The following is a 19,384-nucleotide window of genomic DNA, read 5'->3' on the forward strand; positions in this document are numbered from 1 at the left end:
CCACGCGCCACCTCCCCTCATCGACAAGCCGTTCTTCTCGTTACACCTCTATCTCCAGCGTCCGCTTCACCAGCAATATCCCCACCACCTGCATTCCCGCAGCAACAACGAGTAGGGCAAGGCCCGCGGCGCTTTCGAAAAACGGATTGAGAAACCCGGGGCTCACGACGGACACGATTGCCAGCAAGAACATGGGCATCACGCTGACAATCTGGGCCGAGAAACGCGCTTGCGCCGTTTGGACTCGCAGCAGCCGCCGAAGATCGAGAGACCGAGCAATGGAATCTTCCGCCGATTGCAGAACCGGTTTTGCGTTCCCTCCGCATACGTACTGCACGTCGAGCGCCATGGCCACAAACGCAAGTTCTTCTATTTCGGAGCTATCCCGAAATCGAGACAACGACTGTTCGACGGAAAATCCCAGGTCAAGGTCGCGAGAAACGCGGGAAAACAGCTCTTTCGCGGGCGCTTCCATCTCTTCGGCAACCTCGGCAAAAGCCTGCGGCAGCGATAGTCCCGCATGAAGGCACGCTTCCATGCACCTCAAGGCGTCTGGTACCTGGTCGCGGAGAAGGTCTTGCTCGCGAACGCGTTCCCTGGACAGGTAAACCGCGGCGGCAAGAAACACGCACGAAGGAACCAGCAGAGCCGCGACGAAAGAGCGTGCGGTAAAAAACACGGCCGCCGTCATGAAAAGAAACGATGCCGCGAAAAGGGTTCCCGCACTCTCTGGCCCAGACGCCCATCCCCGCCGCCTCAAAAAAGAGGCCGCATTTGAAAACGTCCTTTCCAGCCATCGAGCGCGCCCGAGAAAACGAACCAAGGGAACAAGCGACGGCACTCCATTGCGAGCGTAGTGTCGCGCCATGAGACGAAGCGTTCTCCCCGCCCCATCCCGTTCAAGGGCGTCTGAGCGCTCTTCGTTGGCCTTCGAGGCCAAAAAAGCAAAATGGACCCCTTCATACATTCCTTTCCCCAAAAGGGCAGCGCAGAAAAAACCCGATGTGCACCCTACGAACAACATGGCACTTGCCTCCATCGCTTCACCTCGCTTTCCTTTACGAGCCCCTGAGCAACCGACTCTTCCACCCATGCAGGCAACGCGTGCCACGTGCCGCACGCATCAAGACCGCTGCGTTCGAAAAGAGGCCGCGTTGCGCACGGCTCGAGTCCATCCTGTTCGATAACGGATATTTCGCTTACAAAGCGCCTGCCGTCTTTGTATCGAGCCACCTGAATCACCAGGTCAATTGCGGATGCTATATTGCGTTCGATAACGTCCACAGGCAGGTCTACGCCGTAACGGACCATCGTCACCAAGCGCATAATCATGTCCTTCGGCGAATTAGCATGAAGGGTGGTAAGAGAACCGTCGTGACCCGTATTCATGGCCTGGAGCATATCGAGAGCTTCCGCGCCCCGGCATTCCCCCACGATGATTCTGTCCGGCCTCATTCGAAGCGCATTGCGCACAAGATCTCGAATGGAGACTTCTCCGACCCCCTCTGCGTTGCGAGCGCGCGATTCGAGCCGCACGACATGAGGATGCTCGGTGAACCGCAATTCGGCCGAATCCTCAATCGTGACAATTCGTTCCTCTTTTGCGATGATGCACGACAGCGCATTCAGAAGCGTCGTCTTGCCGCTGCCCGTTCCTCCGCACACGGCGATGTTCTTGCGCGCTTTCACCGCCCAGGCGAATAAAAGACTCACCCTTTCGTCGAAGGACCCTTTGCTCTCCATTTCCTCAAGAGACATGACCTTGTCGGTGAATTTGCGAATAGTAATCGTCGGACCATCGAGCGCTATCGGCGGAATGACGATGTTCACGCGGTGACCGTTCGGAAGGCGAGCATCGACCATGGGGCTGCTCTCGTCAACGCGTCTGCCAAGCGGAGCAAGAATCCTGTCGATAAGCGCTCTGAGCTGAGCAGGGTTCGAAAAAAGCGGCCCGCATGGCTCTATTTTTCCTTCGCGTTCGATGAATATCGATTTCGTTCCGTTCACCATGATCTCGGTCACCGATTCGTCTTCCACGAGCGACTGCAGCGGACCCAGCCCGAAAACAACATCGACCAAATCGGAGAATATGCGGTCTTTCGTATCGGATGGACGCGATGCCCATTTCGGCCGGGCGTATATGCTCTGGACCGCCCTTCTTAGCTCGCTTCGCGCACGCTTAGGATTCTCAACAGAAAGCGAGGCCAGGACATCTCCCGGAATAACGGCGCCGACTTCGTCTTTCAGCTCATCAAGCATCCACGCATCCCTGCTAACCGAAGTGATGCTTCCGCATTCCGCCTCCGCAACTTTCACACGCTCCATAAGCGTCATGGCCGTCCTCCTCTCGAGAAAAATGACCTCTTCTTCCTTGTTCTTCTCCCCCTCCCAACCACTTCCCTCTTCTTGTCGGGAAGAAGGTTCTCCAGCAAATCCGCCATCGCCTCGACGAACGAATTCTTCGAAGCAATCAGTTCTTCGGGATATCCAGCACCAAGCAGCTCATCCACATCGCGCCCTCCATAAGGAGCCTCGGACGCTTTTACCCCATGAAGCGCGCATGCGACATCAACCGCTGAAAGCAAGCTCGTTTTCTCATGCTTGTTCACCACAAAAGTGAAACCCGTCGTGGCAACCCCCAAGCGCACACACAGCTCCATGGCATGGGCGGTTGCGCGCAACGAGGACGGACGAGCGTCCATGACGAACACGACCGAATCTGCTGATTCAAGAACCATGGCCTGAGAGTCCGACCAGAATGCGCCGGTATTGACGATCACGACATCGAACATGCTCTTCAGCGTTTCGAGTATTCTCGGAATCTCCGAGACAACGACTTCCGATGTCTCGATTCTCCTTGGCGCCGCAACAAGAGCCGGCCTTTCCTTTGCACCCTGGCCCGCAAGGTTTCGCAGCCTTCCTCCATCTTCCGCAATGTCCTCTATGCGAATCGGCTCTTGAACGCCAAGTAGATAGTCCATATCACCGAACTGCAGGTCAGCATCAAGAACCGCGGTTGACAAGCCTGCATTCTTCGAAAGGAGCGAAAGAACCGCCGCTATAGTGCTTTTCCCAGACCCGCCGCTTCCCGATACAACCGCAATCGTAGTTGCCTTCGGCTCCTTTGCCGAAATCGGGGATCTTGGCAAAGGATCGCGCAGGGCTTGCGGCTCAGTTATCGCGCGCGAAGGAGAGACGCCACATTCCGCTTGGAGGCAACCCGTCCCCTTCGCGCCCTTTGCCCCCTGCCCAGAAAACTCCTCGTCACTTTGCAGGCTCAGTGTTTTTCCCTGAATGCCACAGGCCCGTTTCACCTGTTCGTAGCGCTTCACGAACAGCAGCTCATTCAGCACGCCATCGAGCTTCGCAGCGGCGGCCCTGCTCGCAAGAGAGCCGTTATTTCCGAAAGAGACGAGATAGACCCGCTTTTCGGGATCGTCCCTCTTCAGCGCAGCCGCAACATTGATTGGGTCCATGTCGTCGCAAGACACAACCCAGAGCTCCTCGAGAGAACTTGTCGCATGCGCGGTTCTCCTGCACGATTCGGCGGACGAGACGCAAGCGAGCCAGGAAATGGAATCCAGTCGCTCGTCATCAAGCCCCAGAAGCGTCGGATTGGCCAGCGATTGACCGTCCGCGCAAAGCAGCACTCGCTTCGTCATTGCTCACCGTCCTCCGTTGTTTTCTCCTCCGTATGCCCTACTCCCGTCTTGGCCTCTCCTCCGTCCGACCCGCTTTGGTCAACACCTGATTCGCTTCGCTCGACGCTCGATTCGCTTTGCTCACTGTCCGCTTCGCTTCGATCGGCATCCGCCCCAACCCGCTCTCCATCCGTTTTCACCCGCTCGTCGTCTGCCTCTGCCCGGTTGGCGCTCACTTCGTCGTCAGCGGGAAGCACGAAGTACAGCTCGCTTTTCTGCGCTGCGGTAATGACCTCTTTGACAAGATCAGGTTCTACGGCAAGCGTCACCCACGCAATATCCTCGTCCGATTTCGACTGCTCTTCCGTGGAGCTTGTGGACAAGACGAGAACACCCGACGCAATGCAGTCGGTGGCTGCCCCCGATACGGCATACACATCCACGTAAGAGCCCGCTTCGACCGAGCCTCCCACTGCCGAAACGGATTTAGCTGGCACACTCACCGCACATAGTCCATCAGGAACTTGGAGGGCCACATGTTCGCTCTTCTCAAAACGTCGCTCCGTGATCACTTCCCCTTGGTATATCGGGCTTGATACGGGCTTGCCCTGCATATCCTCGACGCTAAACACAGCATCCTCTGGAAGCAGCTCCCCCAGCCAGAGACGCTTCTCTGTATTGGCGCTTCCCAAAACGTCTCCAACCTCTATATCCTCCGTGGCCACGCACACCTCGACTTGTTCGCCCCCATAGCGCTCAAGAACCTCGGCGCGCTCTTTCTCAAACGAGTTCTGCACCTCTGCGCCGTAGGCGAGCACACTTGAGACGCATAGCGCGCCGCATACGGCTCCCGCAATTAGATTCGCTTTCCGACGCATGGAACCTCCTGTTGTTCACCTCGTGTACTGCGGCCGATGCGATTGCCTTCGACTTGCAGACATCATGATGAACGCCCGTGCTTCACTTTCTCCGCCAGCGCAGCCCTTTGCTTCTTACCGGCTACTCTGCGTTTTCTGCCAAGCTCTTCACTCATCTCAGCCCATCTCTTATCCTTTCTGTAGATCAGGAAAGGTCCTAGGTGCTAGAAATCCACACAGGCGAAACGAACAGGCAAGACGGGCGCTACAGCAACCGTGCCGCAACTTTGCCCTCGCCTGCAAGCGAGCACATTGGAATGCATCGAGCCTTGAGTTCTCGCAAACTTTTCCCGTGACATTTCCTCAATAATGTGAGATACTTCTTGCTCACGGGCGATTGGCGCAGCGGGAGCGCAGGTGCCTTACAAGCACAAGGTCGGGGGTTCAAATCCCTCATCGCCCACCATCGAATTAAAAAAAGCTGCCATTGGCAGCTTTTTTTGTGCAACCATTCTCAGGGAGGAATCCAGAACTATAGGGCTTTGGGACAAAAAGGGCTTCTACCTGTTTCTTGCACGAGACGTTTCTTACGCAAAACGAATGCCAAGCCGATCAGCTCCCGTTTGCAAAATTGCCCCACCGTCCGCTGCCCGTCCTGCGAACATGTTTGCGCCTTTCTGATCGCGTCAGAAATGTTGGTGTAAGCGCAGCAAATTGAGATGGCTTTGAGGGAAAGCGGCCCTCGCCTTAGAATCCGGAATAGCTGACATAACAGATTCGAGAGAAAGGTCGGGGGCCGCAATGGAAAGTCTAGCAGAAAGCATGTCCGCGCAAGCCGCGATGCCGAGGTTCGAGGACGGTTCGATCAACCTGCGGGAATTGATAAGGACGCTCGCCGAGGACGTGGTCAACGCGATAATGGACGCCGAGGCCGACCAGCTGTGCGCAGGAGGCGCCAACAGCCGCAACGGCTACCGCGAGCGCAACCTCGTGACGTGCGTCGGCGACATCACGCTTCGCATACCCAAGCTGCGCAGCGGCAGCTTCTTCCCCGAGGATATCGTCGAGCGCTACCAGCGCGTCGACCGCGCAGTGGTGGCGGCGGTTGCCGAGATGTACGCCACGGGCACGTCGACGCGCAAAGTGCAGCGGGTCGCCGAGAAGCTCGGCATCTCCAAATTGTCGAAGGACCAGGTCAGCGCGATAGCGAAGAACCTCGATGCCGACGTGGCCGAGCTGCTCGGGCGGGATCTGGGCGAATCGCGCACGCCGTATCTGTGGCTCGACGCCACATACGTGAAGCGCCGCCGGGGCGGAAGGGTCTGCTCCACCGCGGTGGTGACCGCGATAGGCTGCGACGAGGGCGGCTGGCGGCGCGTCCTCGGCCTGTCGGTGGTGGACACGGAGTCGTACGACTCGTGGCTCGGTTTCCTGCGCTCGATCAAGGACCGCGGCGCGCGCGGCGTGCAGCTCGTGACCTCCGACGCCCATAAAGGCCTGGTCAGGGCGATCGAAGAGGTGTTCCAGGGCGCTTCCTGGCAGAGATGCGTCGTCCACCTGATGCGCGACTGCATGCGCGAGGCGGGGTCGCGCCAGCTCAAGAGGAGGGTCGGCCGCATGCTCTCGCCGGTGTTTCGCGCCAAAGACGCCGCGACGGCGCAGGCCATGTACCACGTGGCCTGCGACATGCTGCGCGACTGCTGCCCCAAGGCCGCCGTCGTGGCCGGGGAGGCCGAGCCCGACGCGCTCGCCTATCTGGGATTCCCGCCTTCGCATTGGAAGCGCCTGCGCACGAACAACGTGCAGGAGCGCGCCAACCGCGAGATAAAGCGCCGCAGCCGCGTCGTGCAGGTGTTCCCGTCGGAGGAGTCGTTGGAACGCCTGGTCGGGGCCGCGATGTGCGAGCAGGACGAGATCTGGTCGGAATCGCGCTACTTCGCGCTCGACAAGATGCAGGAGCTCTACGACGAAGGGCGCGCCGCGTCGCCGTCCGCCCCTGAAAAGTCCGCGGCCGAGCTCATGGAAGAGGCGAGAAAGATGATCCTCGCGAGCCTCGAGCTTGCGGAAAGGGTCGAGGCGGCGTAGCATATCCAGCCAGATTCCAGGTCAAGGCGAGGGCCAAAGCCCCTCCCTGTCTCGAATTGCCGTTCGCTCGGGCCGCCTTCGGCGGCTCCTCGCTGGAACGGCTTACACCAGCATCCGCGACACTACCGCCTTTCTGCTGAAAGACCACCTATTGCCCAAAGCTTTCCTACCATCTTGTCCGCTGGGCCTCTTATGCCCCCATAGGAAAACCGGACTATAGCCCCAAAACCGAATCCAGACAAAAAAGAAGCAACCCGAAGGTTGCTTCTTTGAAGTCCGAAAAAATGACTTGCTTACAGAATCATCATAGCGGTCGTGACCACAACCAGGCAGACAACGGCCAGAATGACCAGAAGCTTCCAGACCCATTTAAGCCACGTTCCATACTGAACCTTTGCAATTGCAAGACCACCCATGATGGCTCCGCATGTAGGAGTGAACAGATTCACCAAGCCATTGGCGGAGCTGAAAATCATAACCATAGTCTCGACGGAGAAACCAAGGTTAGCAGCCAAGGGACCCATGATGGGCATAGAAACGGTAGCCATGCCGGAGCTGGAGGGAATCAGGAAAGACAGAACGACGTACAGCAGCCAAGAGACCGGCGCAAAAACAATCGCGGATACACCCTGGAGCGCGTTGGACGCATTCAGCAGAATCCAGTCAGACATTCCGGTTTCAGCCATGAGAATGGAAACGCCACGAGCCAAAGCAATAATCATGACAACGCTCATCATGTCGGCGCAACCGTCGATGAACGCCTTGACGGTTTCGGATTCAGACAATCCGCCAATAACAGCGATGATGATGGCCAGCACGAAGAACCAGCACGCGGCCTCAAGGAAGTACCACTGTCCCAACGGAAGACCCGTAACGACGGCAGACCATCCGGTGAAGATGTTGATGCCGAAGTCCTCCCAGGGAATGAAGCTGATAACCATGATGACGAAGGCGATTGCGAAAACGACAAGCGCGCCCTTCTGACGACCGGTCAGCGTAATCTCGTCCTGAGCATCGCCGTCCTTGCCGAAGTGGGCCTTCTCGTCAGCCTGCTCCTGCAGGGAAAGAATCGTGGAACCGCGGTCTTTTTTGACTTTCGCCGCATACTTCATAACGTAGATGATGGAAATCGCCGTAGTGGCAATCCAGAGAATAGCGCCGAGGGCAATGATGATACCCTGGTTGACCTCGATACCCGCATCGATAAGAGAAGAAACGGCAGCACCGACCGCAAACGGGTTAACGGTAGAACCGATAACACCGCATCCTGCGCCGAGCAGAACCACGGCCGATCCGACCATGACGTCAAAGCCGGCCGCATACATCGTAGCGGCAAGCAGGACGTAGAACGGAACGGTTTCCTCGCACATACCGTACGTCGTACCGCCGATCGAAAACAGAATCATCAGAATCGGAATAAGAACAAGCTCGTTGCCATGAAGCTTCTTGACGAGCACTCCGATGCCGTTATCGAGCGCACCGGTCTTGGTCATAACGCCCAAGAAACCGCCCAGAATCATGACGAAGAAGCAGACTTCGAGAGCGCCACCCGGAAACGTTTCGGGATTGACGGAGCTTTCGACGATACTCTCAGGAGCACCTGCGAAACCATAAATGGGAGCAGTCAGAATATTAGAAAGAGATGCGCCGGTAACGACGCCACCAGTAGCCGCTGCCGCGATCCAAGAAGCGACGGCAAGAACGACCAGCAAAATAAGGAGGATACTGAAGGAACTGATAGGGTCCTTCTTCTTTTTAACTTTGTCAGCCATGTTGTCCCTTTCAAATGGGCTAACGAGCATCGTTTAGACGAAGCACGTATGAATGTGCATGCAAGTGCGCATACCCATGAGACGAGCACCCCTACTACATCCCATGGAATCGAGATTCTCCGCAATCACCCCTGATGCGTCGAATCCCGACAGTCGGTGTCACCATACCCAACTGATTCAACGAGCCCACCAGGCACCCCTACCTGAAAAGCTCGCATTGACGGCAAGATGTGCCATCCAATAATCTGCCGAGGGCACAATGCCCTCGGCAGACAAGAAAGAACAAAATCCGAAGGAGACTTAAGCGGTGATAACCGTACCAGTCTCGCCAGCAAGAGCTTCCTTAGCACGCTCGAGAGAGGTGATCAGGGCCTTACCGTTCGGGTTTGCCTTGACGAAGGAGAGACACGCCTCAACCTTGGGCAGCATGGAACCCTTGGCGAACTGACCTTCCTCCATGTACTTCTCAGCTTCGGCAATCGTCATGGAAGCGAGTTCCTGCTGATCCGGCTTGTTGAAGTTGATGCAAACGCGATCGACAGCGGTCAGGATGACCAGCATATCAGCGTTAGCTTCGCCAGCGAGCAGTGCAGCGGAGCGGTCCTTGTCGATAACGGCAGGAACGCCCTTGTAGCCGCCGTCCTCCTCGATGACGGGAATGCCGCCGCCACCGGTGGAGATGACGCACATGCCAGCCTCGACGAGGTTGTTGATCAGCGGAAGCTCGACGATGCGAACCGGTGCGGGAGAAGCGACAACCCAGCGCCAGCCACGGCCAGCATCCTCAACATACTTGTTGCCGGTTTCCTCCATGAGCTTGGCAGCCTCTTCCTCGGTGAAGAAAGCGCCAACGGGCTTGGTGGGATCCTGGAAAGCAGGATCGGCTGCGTCGACGACGGTCTGCGTCACGATGGAAGCGCAAGCCTTGTCCATGCCGCGACGAGCGAACTCGCGCTGCATAGCCTGCTGCAGGTGATAGCCGATATAACCCTGGCTCATAGCACCGCACTCGGGGAACGGGATGGACGGGGTGCCGCCCACCTTCGTCGCAGAGTTGTCGGTTGCAACCTTGATCATGCCGACCTGGGGACCGTTACCGTGGGTAACGATGACGTCGAAGCCCTCTTCGATGAGGTCAACGATGGGAGCAGCGGTGTTGGAAACCAGCTCGAGCTGCTCCTCGGGGGTATTGCCGAGAGCGTTACCGCCCAGGGCAATAACGAGACGCTTGTTTGCCATAGCTAATTTACCTCTTAATACTCAGAAGACTTTACTTCAAGGTAGCGTACATGACAGCCTTGATGGTGTGCATGCGGTTCTCAGCCTCGTCGAAGACCTTGGACTGCTTGGACTCGAAGACCTCGTCGGAAACTTCCATCTCGGTGAGACCGAACTGCTCAGCCTTCTCAGCGCCAATGACGGTGTTGGTGTCATGGAATGCGGGGAGGCAGTGCAGGAAGATAGCGTCATCATTAGCGTAGGACATGACTTCCTTGGTAACGCGATACGGCTCGAGGTTCTTGATGCGCTCAGCCCAAACCTCGTCGGGATCGCCCATGGAAACCCAAACGTCAGCGTAGATGACGTCAGCGCCGGTGCAAGCTTCCTTCACGTCAGCGGTCAGCTTGACGGTTGCGCCGTGCTCAGCAGCGATAGCCTTGCACTCTTCGACGAGCTCAGCGTCGGGCCAGTTGGTCTCGGGAGCGCAGCCGACGAAGTTCATGCCAAGCTTAGCGCAGACAACCATCATGGAACGAGCAACGTTGTTAGCAGCGTCAGCCATGAAGACGACAGTGCGGCCCTTGAGATCGTAGTTGAAGTTCTCCTGCATGGTGAGAACGTCAGCGAGCATCTGAGTGGGATGCCATGCGTCGGTCAGACCATTCCAGACAGGAACGCCAGCGTTTGCGCCGAGCTCCTCGACGTCAGCCTGAGCGAAGCCGCGGAACTCGATGCCGTCATACATGCGGCCAAGAACGCGAGCGGTGTCCTCGATGGACTCCTTCTTGCCCATCTGGGAGCTGCCGGGATCGAGATAGGTCACGCCCATGCCGAGATCCATGCCGCCAACCTCAAATGCGCAGCGGGTACGGGTAGAGGTCTTCTGGAACAGAAGAACGATGTTCTTGCCCTCGAGGTAACGATGGGGAACACCAGCACGCTTCATGTCCTTGAAGTTCTTGGAGAGCTTGAGCAGGTACTCAATCTCTTCCGTGGTGAAGTCAAGGAGACGAATGAAGTTGCGACCGCTAAGATTGACACCCATTTTGTCCATCCTTTCTTACTAGAGACCTCCCATATAGGTCTCTAAAACGGCAAAGTAAAGAGAATAATGCGACCCCGCTATTCACGGGCGGGGTCGCGATAATTGTTAGAGGTCCTCGCGCTGGAACGGCATGCTCATGCAACGCGGGCCGCCACGACCACGGGACAGCTCAGCGGAAGGCATAACCAGAAGATCCAGACCCTCTTTGTAGAGAACGTCGTTCGTGACGTTGTTGCGCTGGTAGACAACGATCTGACCAGGCTGGATGCAAAGCGTGTTGGAACCGTCGTTCCACTGCTCGCGAGCAGCTGCGATCGGGTCGCCACCGCCGCAGGGAATCAGCTTGACGCCGTCAACGCCGAGAGCGTAGTCGAGAATCTTCTCGAGAGAATCGGTGTGCTCTTTGACCTCGATTTCGCCCTCGTGTGCGCCCTTGGTGATTTCAAAGACGCGCAGCGTGCCCATGATTGCGGGATGGATGGTGAATTTATCCATATCAATCTGGGTAAAGACGGTGTCAAGGTGCATCATTGCACGGTTGTTAGGAATGTCGAAGGCGAAGATTTTCTCAATCAGGCAGCCCTCGGTCTTCCAGAAGATGTTCTGAGCAATCTGCTCAATAGCAGCAGCCTGGGTACGCTGAGAGATACCGATGGCCAAAGCCGTCTTGCTCAGGTTCAGGATATCGCCACCTTCGATGCTGAACTTGGCATCGCGGTTGTACCACAATGCGGTTCCTGCATACTCGGGATGACGGGTAAAGACATACTTGCCGTACAGCGTCTCGCGGTTACGAGTGACGGAGTACATATGGTTCAGGCTGACGCCCTCACCGACAGTCGCGAACGGGTCGCGGGTGAAGTACAGGTTCGGCATGGGGTCGATGACCAGATCGGACTGCTCACCGGAGAATGCCATGGATTCGAAGTCGAGCGCCGTGGGCATGTCGATTTCGGATTTGGCGATACCAGCCATGGTCTTCTTGACGAACTCGAAGTTATCTTCGATGGATTCCAGGTATTCGCGAACAACCTGAACCATTGCCTTGCCGCCCTTGATGTCGGCCTCGGCGAGATACTCCTCCAAGAAATCCTGGCGAGCGGTCGGGTCGGCATCGAAAGCCTCGGCAACCAGCTTCTCGAGGTAGAGAACCTCGACACCCTGCTCGCGCATAAGCTCGGCAAAGCGGTCATGCTCAGCCTGAGCAACTTCCAAGAACGGCACGTCGTCAAACAGCAGACGCTCGAGCTCGAACGGCGGAAGGTTCAGCAATTCATCACCAGGACGGTGAAGGCAAACCTGCTTAAGCTTGCCAATTTCGCTCGTTACATGAATACCCTTCATGTGAGCCTCCTTTTTTCCTCTCTCTTGTCGGTCTTCCCAAATCCGACTAAGTCATCATCGCCCCCATCGCACAAAATTGCAAGTCTTTTTTTTACCTCATTGAACTGGGGAAACTCACTTTTTTGTATCTTATTTGACATTTATCCAAAACTTAATATTTTCAAACGCCTTATTGAGGCTAATTCGCGCTAATTTGAATCAAATTTTTTGCTATTCACTAAATTCCGTCGATACATCTAAAATTAATCAACAGTTTTACGTGATGAGTGATTTTCGGTTTTACACAACTCATGCATATATGCATTTTTTTACGGATAATTCTCTTTTGTCTGCCATACTATTCATTTTATGCTGGTTTTTCTGCATATTGTTTTTATATAATGCATATATTTACTTTAGTATGCATTTACATATAAATGAAGCCGGGATCTTCGCAATCGAAAAAAGACCGACTCAGAAAATGCGAAATGGCCTCTTTTCTCTTCGCGATGTCCCTTTGCCGTCGCAAGGCAAAACCCTTTGCGAAGATGATGAAAAGAATTTCTTTTATTCATTTATGTGCGAAAGAGAGGGATTCGGCAAACGGTTATATATACCTTGCTCGGTGCAGACGACCCGCAAGCATGTGTACGGACAGAAGAAGGAGCCACACGCTGCTGCAATATCCGACCACGCTGCATCAACGTAAAAGACCGCCTGGGACAAACCGCGTCTTTCGAGTCTGGGTTTTCATTTCTAAATCCAGACTCGAAAGACGCGGCTCAAAGCCCAGGCGGCCCTGACGTGCGATATCGTGCATAAATCAAGCTTGCGAATGCGCCCGATACAAAGACAGAGGGTTCTGTTCCCCTCCTATTAACAGAACCCTCATCCTTACCGAAGCTATTTCGCCTCTGTAATATACAAGCATTGTACTCTTTCGCCTGGGAAAAAGATACCAATTCTCCCCGGCAGAAGACGCCTTCCTTGCCCCGAATACTACGCGAGACCGTTTTCAATAAAGGACGCCGGAAACTTCGGACGCCATCCTTACAAGACGCGCCGGCTTTCTATAGCCCTGCCCAGCGTGATCTCGTCCGCGAACTCAAGATCGCCCCCGACGGGCAAACCGCTTGCGAGCCTTGTCACCTCGACTCCCAGAGGCTTGATAAGTCGCGCCAAATACGCCGCGGTAGTCTCCCCTTCAACATTGGGATTCGTCGCAATCAGGACCTCCTTTACCTCCCCGCTTGCGAGGCGCTGCATGAGTTCGGCAATATGAAGGTCATCAGGGCCGATGCCGTCCATAGGAGACAAAGCGCCTCCTAGCACATGGTATGTGCCGAAAAAAACCGCCGTCCGTTCTATAGCCGCAATATCGCGCGGCTCGCTTACCACGCATATGGCCGAAGCGTCCCTTTTCGCCGAAGAGCATATTTCGCATAGCTCGTCTTCGGCGTAGTTGAAACATCTCGAGCAAAAATGCACCGTTTCCTTCACTTCGACGATGGCCTCGGCAAGACGCAGCACGGTCTCTCGATCGGAATTAAGCATCCAATACGCAATTCGCTGAGCGCTTTTCGGGCCTATGCCCGGCATGCGTTCGAGCTCGTCGAGCAGCCTCTGGATGGCGGGAGCAGATTCCACGAACCGATTCCTACATCAAGCCCGGGATGTTCATGCCACCGGTCGCAGCATTAATGCGAGCAGAGCCCTGCGCGGAAACGGCGCGAAGAGCCTCGTTCACCGCAGCGGTGACAATGTCCTGCAGCATTTCGGTGTCTTCGGGATCGACGGCCGCAGGGTCGATGACGATGGACTGAATGGTCATGTCGCCCTGAGCAACGACCTTCACCATGCCGCCGCCAGCGGTTGCCTCGGCGGTCATGCTCTTGATCTCTTCCTGCGCTTTTGCAAGCTCGACCTGCATTTTCTGAGCTTGGCGCATCATTGCCTTCATATCCATGGCAAATCTCCTTTTCCATGTGCCGAGCGGCACGCATTTTTCTTCTCTCACCGCAGCGCACAGCACGCTGCGACCGAAAGCCTATCATACCGAAGAGGTCAAACGCACCGCTCGCCCGCGATGACGAATAATAAATCGAATTACTCCTCCTGCACGCTGTCGAACGAAACGCCGAACGAGCCGAATATGTCAGCGACGTCCATTTCGTTGCCGTGCGAGAGACCGCTTGCAGAAAACACCTGCTCGTCAGGTTTTTGAGCTCCGATTCCTGCAGGCATGGGACGTGAGGCGAACGGATTTGGTCGCGCAGGCACGGCACCAAACGAAGCGACAGCAACGGTATCCGCCGATTCGGCGCCCGCTCCCATGGGGGACGCTGCGGCACCCGCCTCTCTCGGAGAAGAGAACGCCGTGCCCGCTGCATCGCGTTCCGCAGCGCCATCTTGGCCTGAAGCTTCTGCCCCTGCATCAGCGTTTTCGGCAACGCCGCGCGAATACGCGGCATCCGTTGCATTCTGCGATGAAGAGCCGCCCGCGCAAACAACTTGAGAACCAGCCGGCTCCTGGGAAAGAGCGGGCGTGTTCGATTGCGAAGCATCAACGCCTCGCTCGGGCCAGCCCTTCGGATCGATCATCCCCTTATGCCGCTTTTTCGGTTGAGGCATCGAATCGAACCCGAGTTTTTTGCCCACAATGTACGGGTCAACAGGCTCAGGACCTGCTACGCCCAAAACGACACGACCATCCGAGCCGGATGGAACCTCAAAGGCGGCATCCGTCGATTCGGCCGAACCGAAAGACGCAGAAGATGCCGGAGAGGCTGGCTCTTTCTGAGGTACTTCTTGAGACGCATCGAGCGAGTCTGCAGCATCCCATGGTGCGCGATATGCAGGAGCAGGCGATTCGGCCAGCGCGACGCCCTCTTCCGGTGCCTCCTGTTCACCATACGAAAACGCGTCCGCATCATCGTAGGGAACCACGTCGTCTGCGTACGAGGCAACATCTGCGTCCGTATACGGAACCCGATCGTCGTCTTCATACGAAGGAGCGCCGCCGAACGATGTCGGCGCAGAAGAAGCCGGCGCCTGGCCGCCCTGCCCAAACCCCTGGCCACCTGCAGCGCGAGGAGCGAAGGCCGAAGCTGCCTGGATGACCTCGAAGGGAACGAAGCCGCCGAACGCCGCCTGCAAAGCCGCCGATGCCGCCTGGGCGAAATCAGGCTTTTGCGCAGCCGAGAAGGCGAACGTGTTCTCCTGGGAGAATTCTATGAGAAGCTTGGCACCGTCGGGAGAGACGCTCGCACGCGCGGAAAGAAGCAGGGCTCCATAAGCTGCCCGTTGACGCTTAAGATCGGCTATGGCCGCCTTCCAGCAGCGCTGAAGCGCCGACGGGTCGGACAGTTTTGCCCTCACATCCGCAGAAGCCTCCCCGGAAGAAATCGGCGCATTCTGAGACAAGGCGGCAGCAGAAGCGTCCGAGCCTTCTCGGGAAAGCGCGGCCGACGAAGCGTCCCGAGCCCCATCGAAATGAGGCATGGAAACGTCGCCGCCGCGAGCATCCGCGCGCAGAGCAAACTCCGGCGCAGAAACCGCCGTCGAGGAAGCCGCATACGCGCCCTCGGAAAACGCCGGAGGACGCGACGCGGTCGCACCCGCCTGTCGAGCTGCCGCATTCGCAGCCCTGCGCTCTTCAAGCTTCGCCCGAAACGCCGCCGCCCTATCCATTGCCGCAGCAGCATGCATCACCGTTGCGGGAGGAACGACCGCGGGCGATGCCTGAGATGGAACAGGACGCTGCTCGGGAGAGCGGAACCCCCCTGATACGGGGGGAACCGACGCCTGCATCTGCGGCGTCGTCTGAGGCTGCGAAATCTCGCGTCGAGCAGGCCCGCTCGACGCGGAGGCCGAAGAAGCGCGCATCATCATGGGATTGGGACCCTCTTCCTCGAAAGGACGAGACGCGTCACTGATCGATTTCTGGTCGCGAATGGGAGAAGCCGAACCCGCAGAAGACCGGACCGAAAGGCTCCCTGCAGATTCATGGGGCCGCGAAGCCTCAACGCTGGTTGCGGCCGAGGAGGACAGCGAACCAGACGCAACAAGCTGTTCAAGAGCAGCAATACGCGCCGCGAGCGCTTCGAGAGTCAGGTCGCTTTCGGGACGGACCATGCGCGTGAGGGCGATTTCGAAAGAAAGACGAGGATTGGTCGATGTGCGCAATTCGTTGTTCAAATCCCCCAGAACGCGCAATACATACGACAGTCTGTCGGCTCCGAAAGCCTGGGCTTCCGCAGCCATGGAAGCGCGCGAAGCCTGAGGGGCATCCACCGCAAGGGCGCCATCGGTCAGGCACAGCACATAGAGATCGCGTATATAGGCGGCCAGATCGCGGGCGAATCGCGCAAGATCGGCCCCGGTTTCAACGTACTCGGAAAGCCAGGTGAAGCACATGGCGGCATCGCGTTTCACGATGCCGTTCACGACCGTCGAAATATCGGTTGCATCAATGGAGCCAAGAACGCTTTGCGCGACCTCAAGCGTCACTTTTCCGCCGCCGAAGGCGATCAACTGTTCAAGGGTCGTGAGAGCGTCGCGCATTCCGCCCTGCGCGCGATGCGCGGCAAGGTCGAGCGCATCGCCTTCGAACTCCACTCCTTCGGCCATGCACACCGCACCAAGACGCGACACGATCTCGTCGTTGGAAAGACGATGGAAGTCGAAGCGCTGGCAACGCGAGTGAATGGTTTCGGGAACCTTCTGGGGATCTGTGGTGCACAGGACGAAAACAACATGGCTCGGCGGCTCTTCGAGCGTCTTGAGAAGCGCATTGAACGCCGCCGTTGACAGCATGTGGACCTCGTCGATGATGTAGATCTTATAGCGCCCACGCGTGGGAGCGTATTGAACGCGCCCGATGATTTCTTCGCGCACGTTCTCTACACCCGTACGGCTTGCGGCGTCGAGTTCGTTGACATCGGGGTGGTTCCCCTCGGCGATGGCAAGGCACTGTTCACACGTACCGTCGGGAGAAGGCGTGGGACCGTGCTCGCACAGAAGCGCCTTGGCCAGCAAGCGAGCCGTGGTTGTTTTGCCCGTGCCTCGCGGCCCGCAAAACAGATACGCATGGCTGACCTTATCGGACTCGATGGCGTTTTTCAGCGTGCGTTCGATATGGGTCTGCCCCACCACGTCCTCGAACGTCTGCGGACGATACTTTCTATACAATGCCTCTGCCATAGCGTTGCGTCTCCGATTTCCCTCGTTCGCACAAGTGTTTCACGACATTATAAGAGATAGAAAACGGCGTCGCGCATTCGCCACAGAACCGCTTGAAGCCGCCCGTCGGGCCTTGCACACCGCATGCACGGCCCACTTTCCGCACCGCGCATGCCGCCATCTGCGCCGGAAAGCTCATACGCCGCAACAGAAAAAGCCGCCGCGCATCATCGAGCGCAACGGCTTCGTCAGTCGTTTTAATCGGAAAGAACGCGAACTACGCCTGTTCCTTTTTTTTCTTACGCGAGTTCATCGCAGCCTTGATGGCACCGATAATCGCCGGCGCAACGGAAACAGCCACGATACCGAGCACAATGACCTCAAAGTGCTCTTGCACGAACGAAATGCCGCCGAAGAAGTATCCCACCAAAACGAACGAAGTGACCCACGAAACGCCGCCTATAACGTTGAACAGGGTGAACTTGGCGAAGTTCATATGGCCGGTACCGGCAATAAACGGCGCGAACGTGCGGAAAAACGGCATAAAGCGCGTAATGATGATGGTCAGGCCGCCGTATTTTGCGAAGAAATGATCGAGCTTGGCCATGCGCTCGGGGGTCAGGGCCTTCACCTTGCCCGAGTCGATGATGCGCGATCCGAAGAATCGAGCAATCCAGTAATTGGACGTATTACCCAAAATTGCTGCTGCGTAGAAGATGAACAGAGTGGCCCATATATTCAGGCCGCCGCCATCGGCAGAAAACACACCGGCCGCGAACAGCAGCGAGTCGCCAGGCAGAAACGGAAAGAACACTAAGCCCGTTTCAACGAAGACGATCAGGAAGAGGGGGCTGTAAACCCAAAACGGGCCCAAAGCCACAATCCATCCCGCAATGGCGCCACGGGGATCGGAAAGAAGGTTCATGAAAAACTGAATGATTTCCAAGGCAGACCTTTCGACTGGAAAGACACGAAGGCAACCGTACGAAGGAGAGCGCAACCAACCGAAACGAAACGATTGCGTGCTTCGTTGCATCATGAAAACAGCCCGAGGTCCCGAACGTGCAGCCGTACGCATAGCGCACGGCTGCGATGAAAACGGGACGCCTCAGGCCGTTGCGGTGTCGAGTTGCATTGCCGTAAAGGCTCAGTGCTACGGATAGGCATGGGCGCTCGTCAGCGGTCCCTTATGGCTGCTTCCTCCCGGACCTGACCAGGTTCGAAACTTGGCGCCGCCCAAGCCCATCCGTAGCACTGGTTTTCGACATGGGAAGTATACCCGAAATATGCTCCGCTCCAAAAGCCGTCACGAAACCGTCACGTATCGACGAAAGCGAGCCGAGCCGCAATAAACCATCGCCCGATCAAACGATTCCGCAGTGGTTCGCAACCAGATGCCACTCCATAGCGCGCCGAAGCGAAGGAGAGCACGACCAACGCAGCAGAGGTCTTTTCGACAGCGCCACCTCAAGGCACGAGACGGCCTCCGCGCATGACGAGAAGCGCATCTTCGGCTCGAGCTGGACGCAACGCGCAAGCCAACGCCCGAGAACCGTGTCAGGGATATCCTCGGGAGAGGCGAAGAGGCGGCCCCATCGCGCACGAATCACCGTGCGAGCAATGGCGTACACGTCGCTCGCTTTGCTCCATAAGCCCCCTACGCATGCCTCGGGAGGCTCATATCCGCTGGTCAGACATAGGGCATCTCCCCTTTCCGCAGCTTCGACGGTGCATGCGGTGCCGAAATCTATCAGATAGACCCCTCCGCTGCCAAGAAGCACGTTGCCAGGATGAACGTCGCGGTGAAGCACCCCGCAATGCTGTACCTGAGCCCCCGCGCGCATGACTTCGTACGCAAGATACGCCGCTTGAAATTCGCTCAGGGTCTTTTCGCGGGCCTCGAGCGCATCGGCGAGCGTGGTCCCTTCGAGGCGCTGCATCTCGAGGCATGCGCGCTCGTGAATCTCCGTTCGCCTCGGAGCGTACACCGTGCGCAGCGCATACGGCTTCGGCACGCACGAACATCCTCGCATAGCAAGCAGCGTGAGAAAATCGTATTCGGAGCGCAGCATAGCATCGGGAGAGCACGGGGCCGCCTCGGTAGACTTCGTGCATCCTTCCTCACGTAAGACGCCCTTGCGTTCGTCTGAGACCTTCAACACCACCGTTGAGAGGCGTTCGTCGTCATAGGCCCTGTACACGCTCGCATTCCCACCTTTGACGGCACCCGCCGCATCATCCATATAAAGCATGGTCTAG

Annotated in this window: 14 protein-coding genes, 1 tRNA gene and 1 other RNA gene; 2 read left to right on the forward strand and 14 right to left on the reverse strand. The window is 57.1% G+C overall.

The genetic code is table 11. From position 1 onward, the window contains the following. Positions 1–40 precede the first annotated feature (40 nt). The 4 genes from HMPREF9451_RS09985 to cpaB all read right to left on the reverse strand — a co-directional run bounded on the left by HMPREF9451_RS09985 (position 41) and on the right by cpaB (position 4,519). Entirely contained in the window at positions 41–679 is a 639-nt protein-coding gene (locus tag HMPREF9451_RS09985; RefSeq protein ID WP_187364035.1) for a type II secretion system F family protein, read from the reverse strand. A gap of 332 nt (positions 680–1,011) precedes the next feature. Continuing rightward, the gene (locus tag HMPREF9451_RS06775) at positions 1,012–2,334 is read right to left on the reverse strand and encodes a CpaF family protein (RefSeq protein ID WP_009139561.1); all 1,323 of its coding nucleotides are present in this window, start codon (positions 2,332–2,334) and stop codon (positions 1,012–1,014) included. Next, entirely contained in the window at positions 2,331–3,662 is a 1,332-nt protein-coding gene (locus HMPREF9451_RS06780) for an AAA family ATPase (RefSeq protein ID WP_009139562.1), read from the reverse strand. Before HMPREF9451_RS06780 ends, HMPREF9451_RS06775 begins: the two co-directional genes overlap by 4 nt. Beyond that, entirely contained in the window at positions 3,659–4,519 is an 861-nt protein-coding gene (gene cpaB / locus HMPREF9451_RS06785; protein ID WP_009139563.1) for a Flp pilus assembly protein CpaB, read from the reverse strand. Before cpaB ends, HMPREF9451_RS06780 begins: the two co-directional genes overlap by 4 nt. Before the next feature lie 370 nt (positions 4,520–4,889). Here cpaB and HMPREF9451_RS06790 point away from each other — a divergent pair. Further along, positions 4,890–4,964 (forward strand) — tRNA-Val (locus tag HMPREF9451_RS06790). A gap of 335 nt (positions 4,965–5,299) precedes the next feature. After that, positions 5,300–6,583, forward strand: coding sequence for an IS256 family transposase (locus HMPREF9451_RS06795; protein WP_009139564.1), 1,284 nt, complete (start codon positions 5,300–5,302; stop codon positions 6,581–6,583). 293 nt (positions 6,584–6,876) lie between these two features. Here HMPREF9451_RS06795 and HMPREF9451_RS06800 read toward each other — a convergent pair whose 3' ends face one another. From HMPREF9451_RS06800 to HMPREF9451_RS06850, 10 genes are all read right to left on the reverse strand, one after another. Continuing rightward, positions 6,877–8,355, reverse strand: a complete 1,479-nt coding sequence (locus tag HMPREF9451_RS06800; RefSeq protein ID WP_009139565.1) for a YfcC family protein — start codon at positions 8,353–8,355, stop codon at positions 6,877–6,879. A 300-nt stretch (positions 8,356–8,655) separates the two neighbouring features. Continuing rightward, on the reverse strand, positions 8,656–9,594 hold the full coding sequence (gene arcC, locus HMPREF9451_RS06805; RefSeq protein WP_009139566.1) for a carbamate kinase: 939 nt from the start codon (positions 9,592–9,594) through the stop codon (positions 8,656–8,658). A 31-nt stretch (positions 9,595–9,625) separates the two neighbouring features. Continuing rightward, entirely contained in the window at positions 9,626–10,621 is a 996-nt protein-coding gene (gene argF / locus HMPREF9451_RS06810; RefSeq protein WP_009139567.1) for an ornithine carbamoyltransferase, read from the reverse strand. Positions 10,622–10,726: 105 nt separating this feature from the next. Next, a complete protein-coding gene (arcA, locus tag HMPREF9451_RS06815) occupies positions 10,727–11,965 on the reverse strand; it encodes an arginine deiminase (protein ID WP_009139568.1) in 1,239 nt (412 codons plus the stop codon). A 1,029-nt stretch (positions 11,966–12,994) separates the two neighbouring features. After that, the gene (gene recR, locus HMPREF9451_RS06825; RefSeq protein ID WP_009139569.1) at positions 12,995–13,591 is read right to left on the reverse strand and encodes a recombination mediator RecR; all 597 of its coding nucleotides are present in this window, start codon (positions 13,589–13,591) and stop codon (positions 12,995–12,997) included. A gap of 10 nt (positions 13,592–13,601) precedes the next feature. Then, positions 13,602–13,910: a YbaB/EbfC family nucleoid-associated protein gene (locus tag HMPREF9451_RS06830; RefSeq protein ID WP_009139570.1), complete on the reverse strand. Its 309-nt coding sequence runs from the start codon at positions 13,908–13,910 to the stop codon at positions 13,602–13,604. A 140-nt stretch (positions 13,911–14,050) separates the two neighbouring features. Beyond that, on the reverse strand, positions 14,051–17,146 hold the full coding sequence (dnaX, locus tag HMPREF9451_RS06835; RefSeq protein ID WP_009139571.1) for a DNA polymerase III subunit gamma/tau: 3,096 nt from the start codon (positions 17,144–17,146) through the stop codon (positions 14,051–14,053). Between the two features lie 256 nt (positions 17,147–17,402). Beyond that, positions 17,403–18,071: a VTT domain-containing protein gene (locus HMPREF9451_RS06840; RefSeq protein WP_009139572.1), complete on the reverse strand. Its 669-nt coding sequence runs from the start codon at positions 18,069–18,071 to the stop codon at positions 17,403–17,405. A 208-nt stretch (positions 18,072–18,279) separates the two neighbouring features. Continuing rightward, an RNA gene (gene ffs / locus HMPREF9451_RS09685) (signal recognition particle sRNA small type) lies at positions 18,280–18,373 on the reverse strand. Between the two features lie 116 nt (positions 18,374–18,489). Then, on the reverse strand, positions 18,490–19,377 hold the full coding sequence (locus tag HMPREF9451_RS06850; protein ID WP_009139573.1) for a serine/threonine protein kinase: 888 nt from the start codon (positions 19,375–19,377) through the stop codon (positions 18,490–18,492). Positions 19,378–19,384 lie beyond the last annotated feature (7 nt).

This window comes from Slackia piriformis YIT 12062, from assembly GCF_000296445.1.
Classification (GTDB): Bacteria; Actinomycetota; Coriobacteriia; order Coriobacteriales; family Eggerthellaceae; genus Slackia; species Slackia piriformis.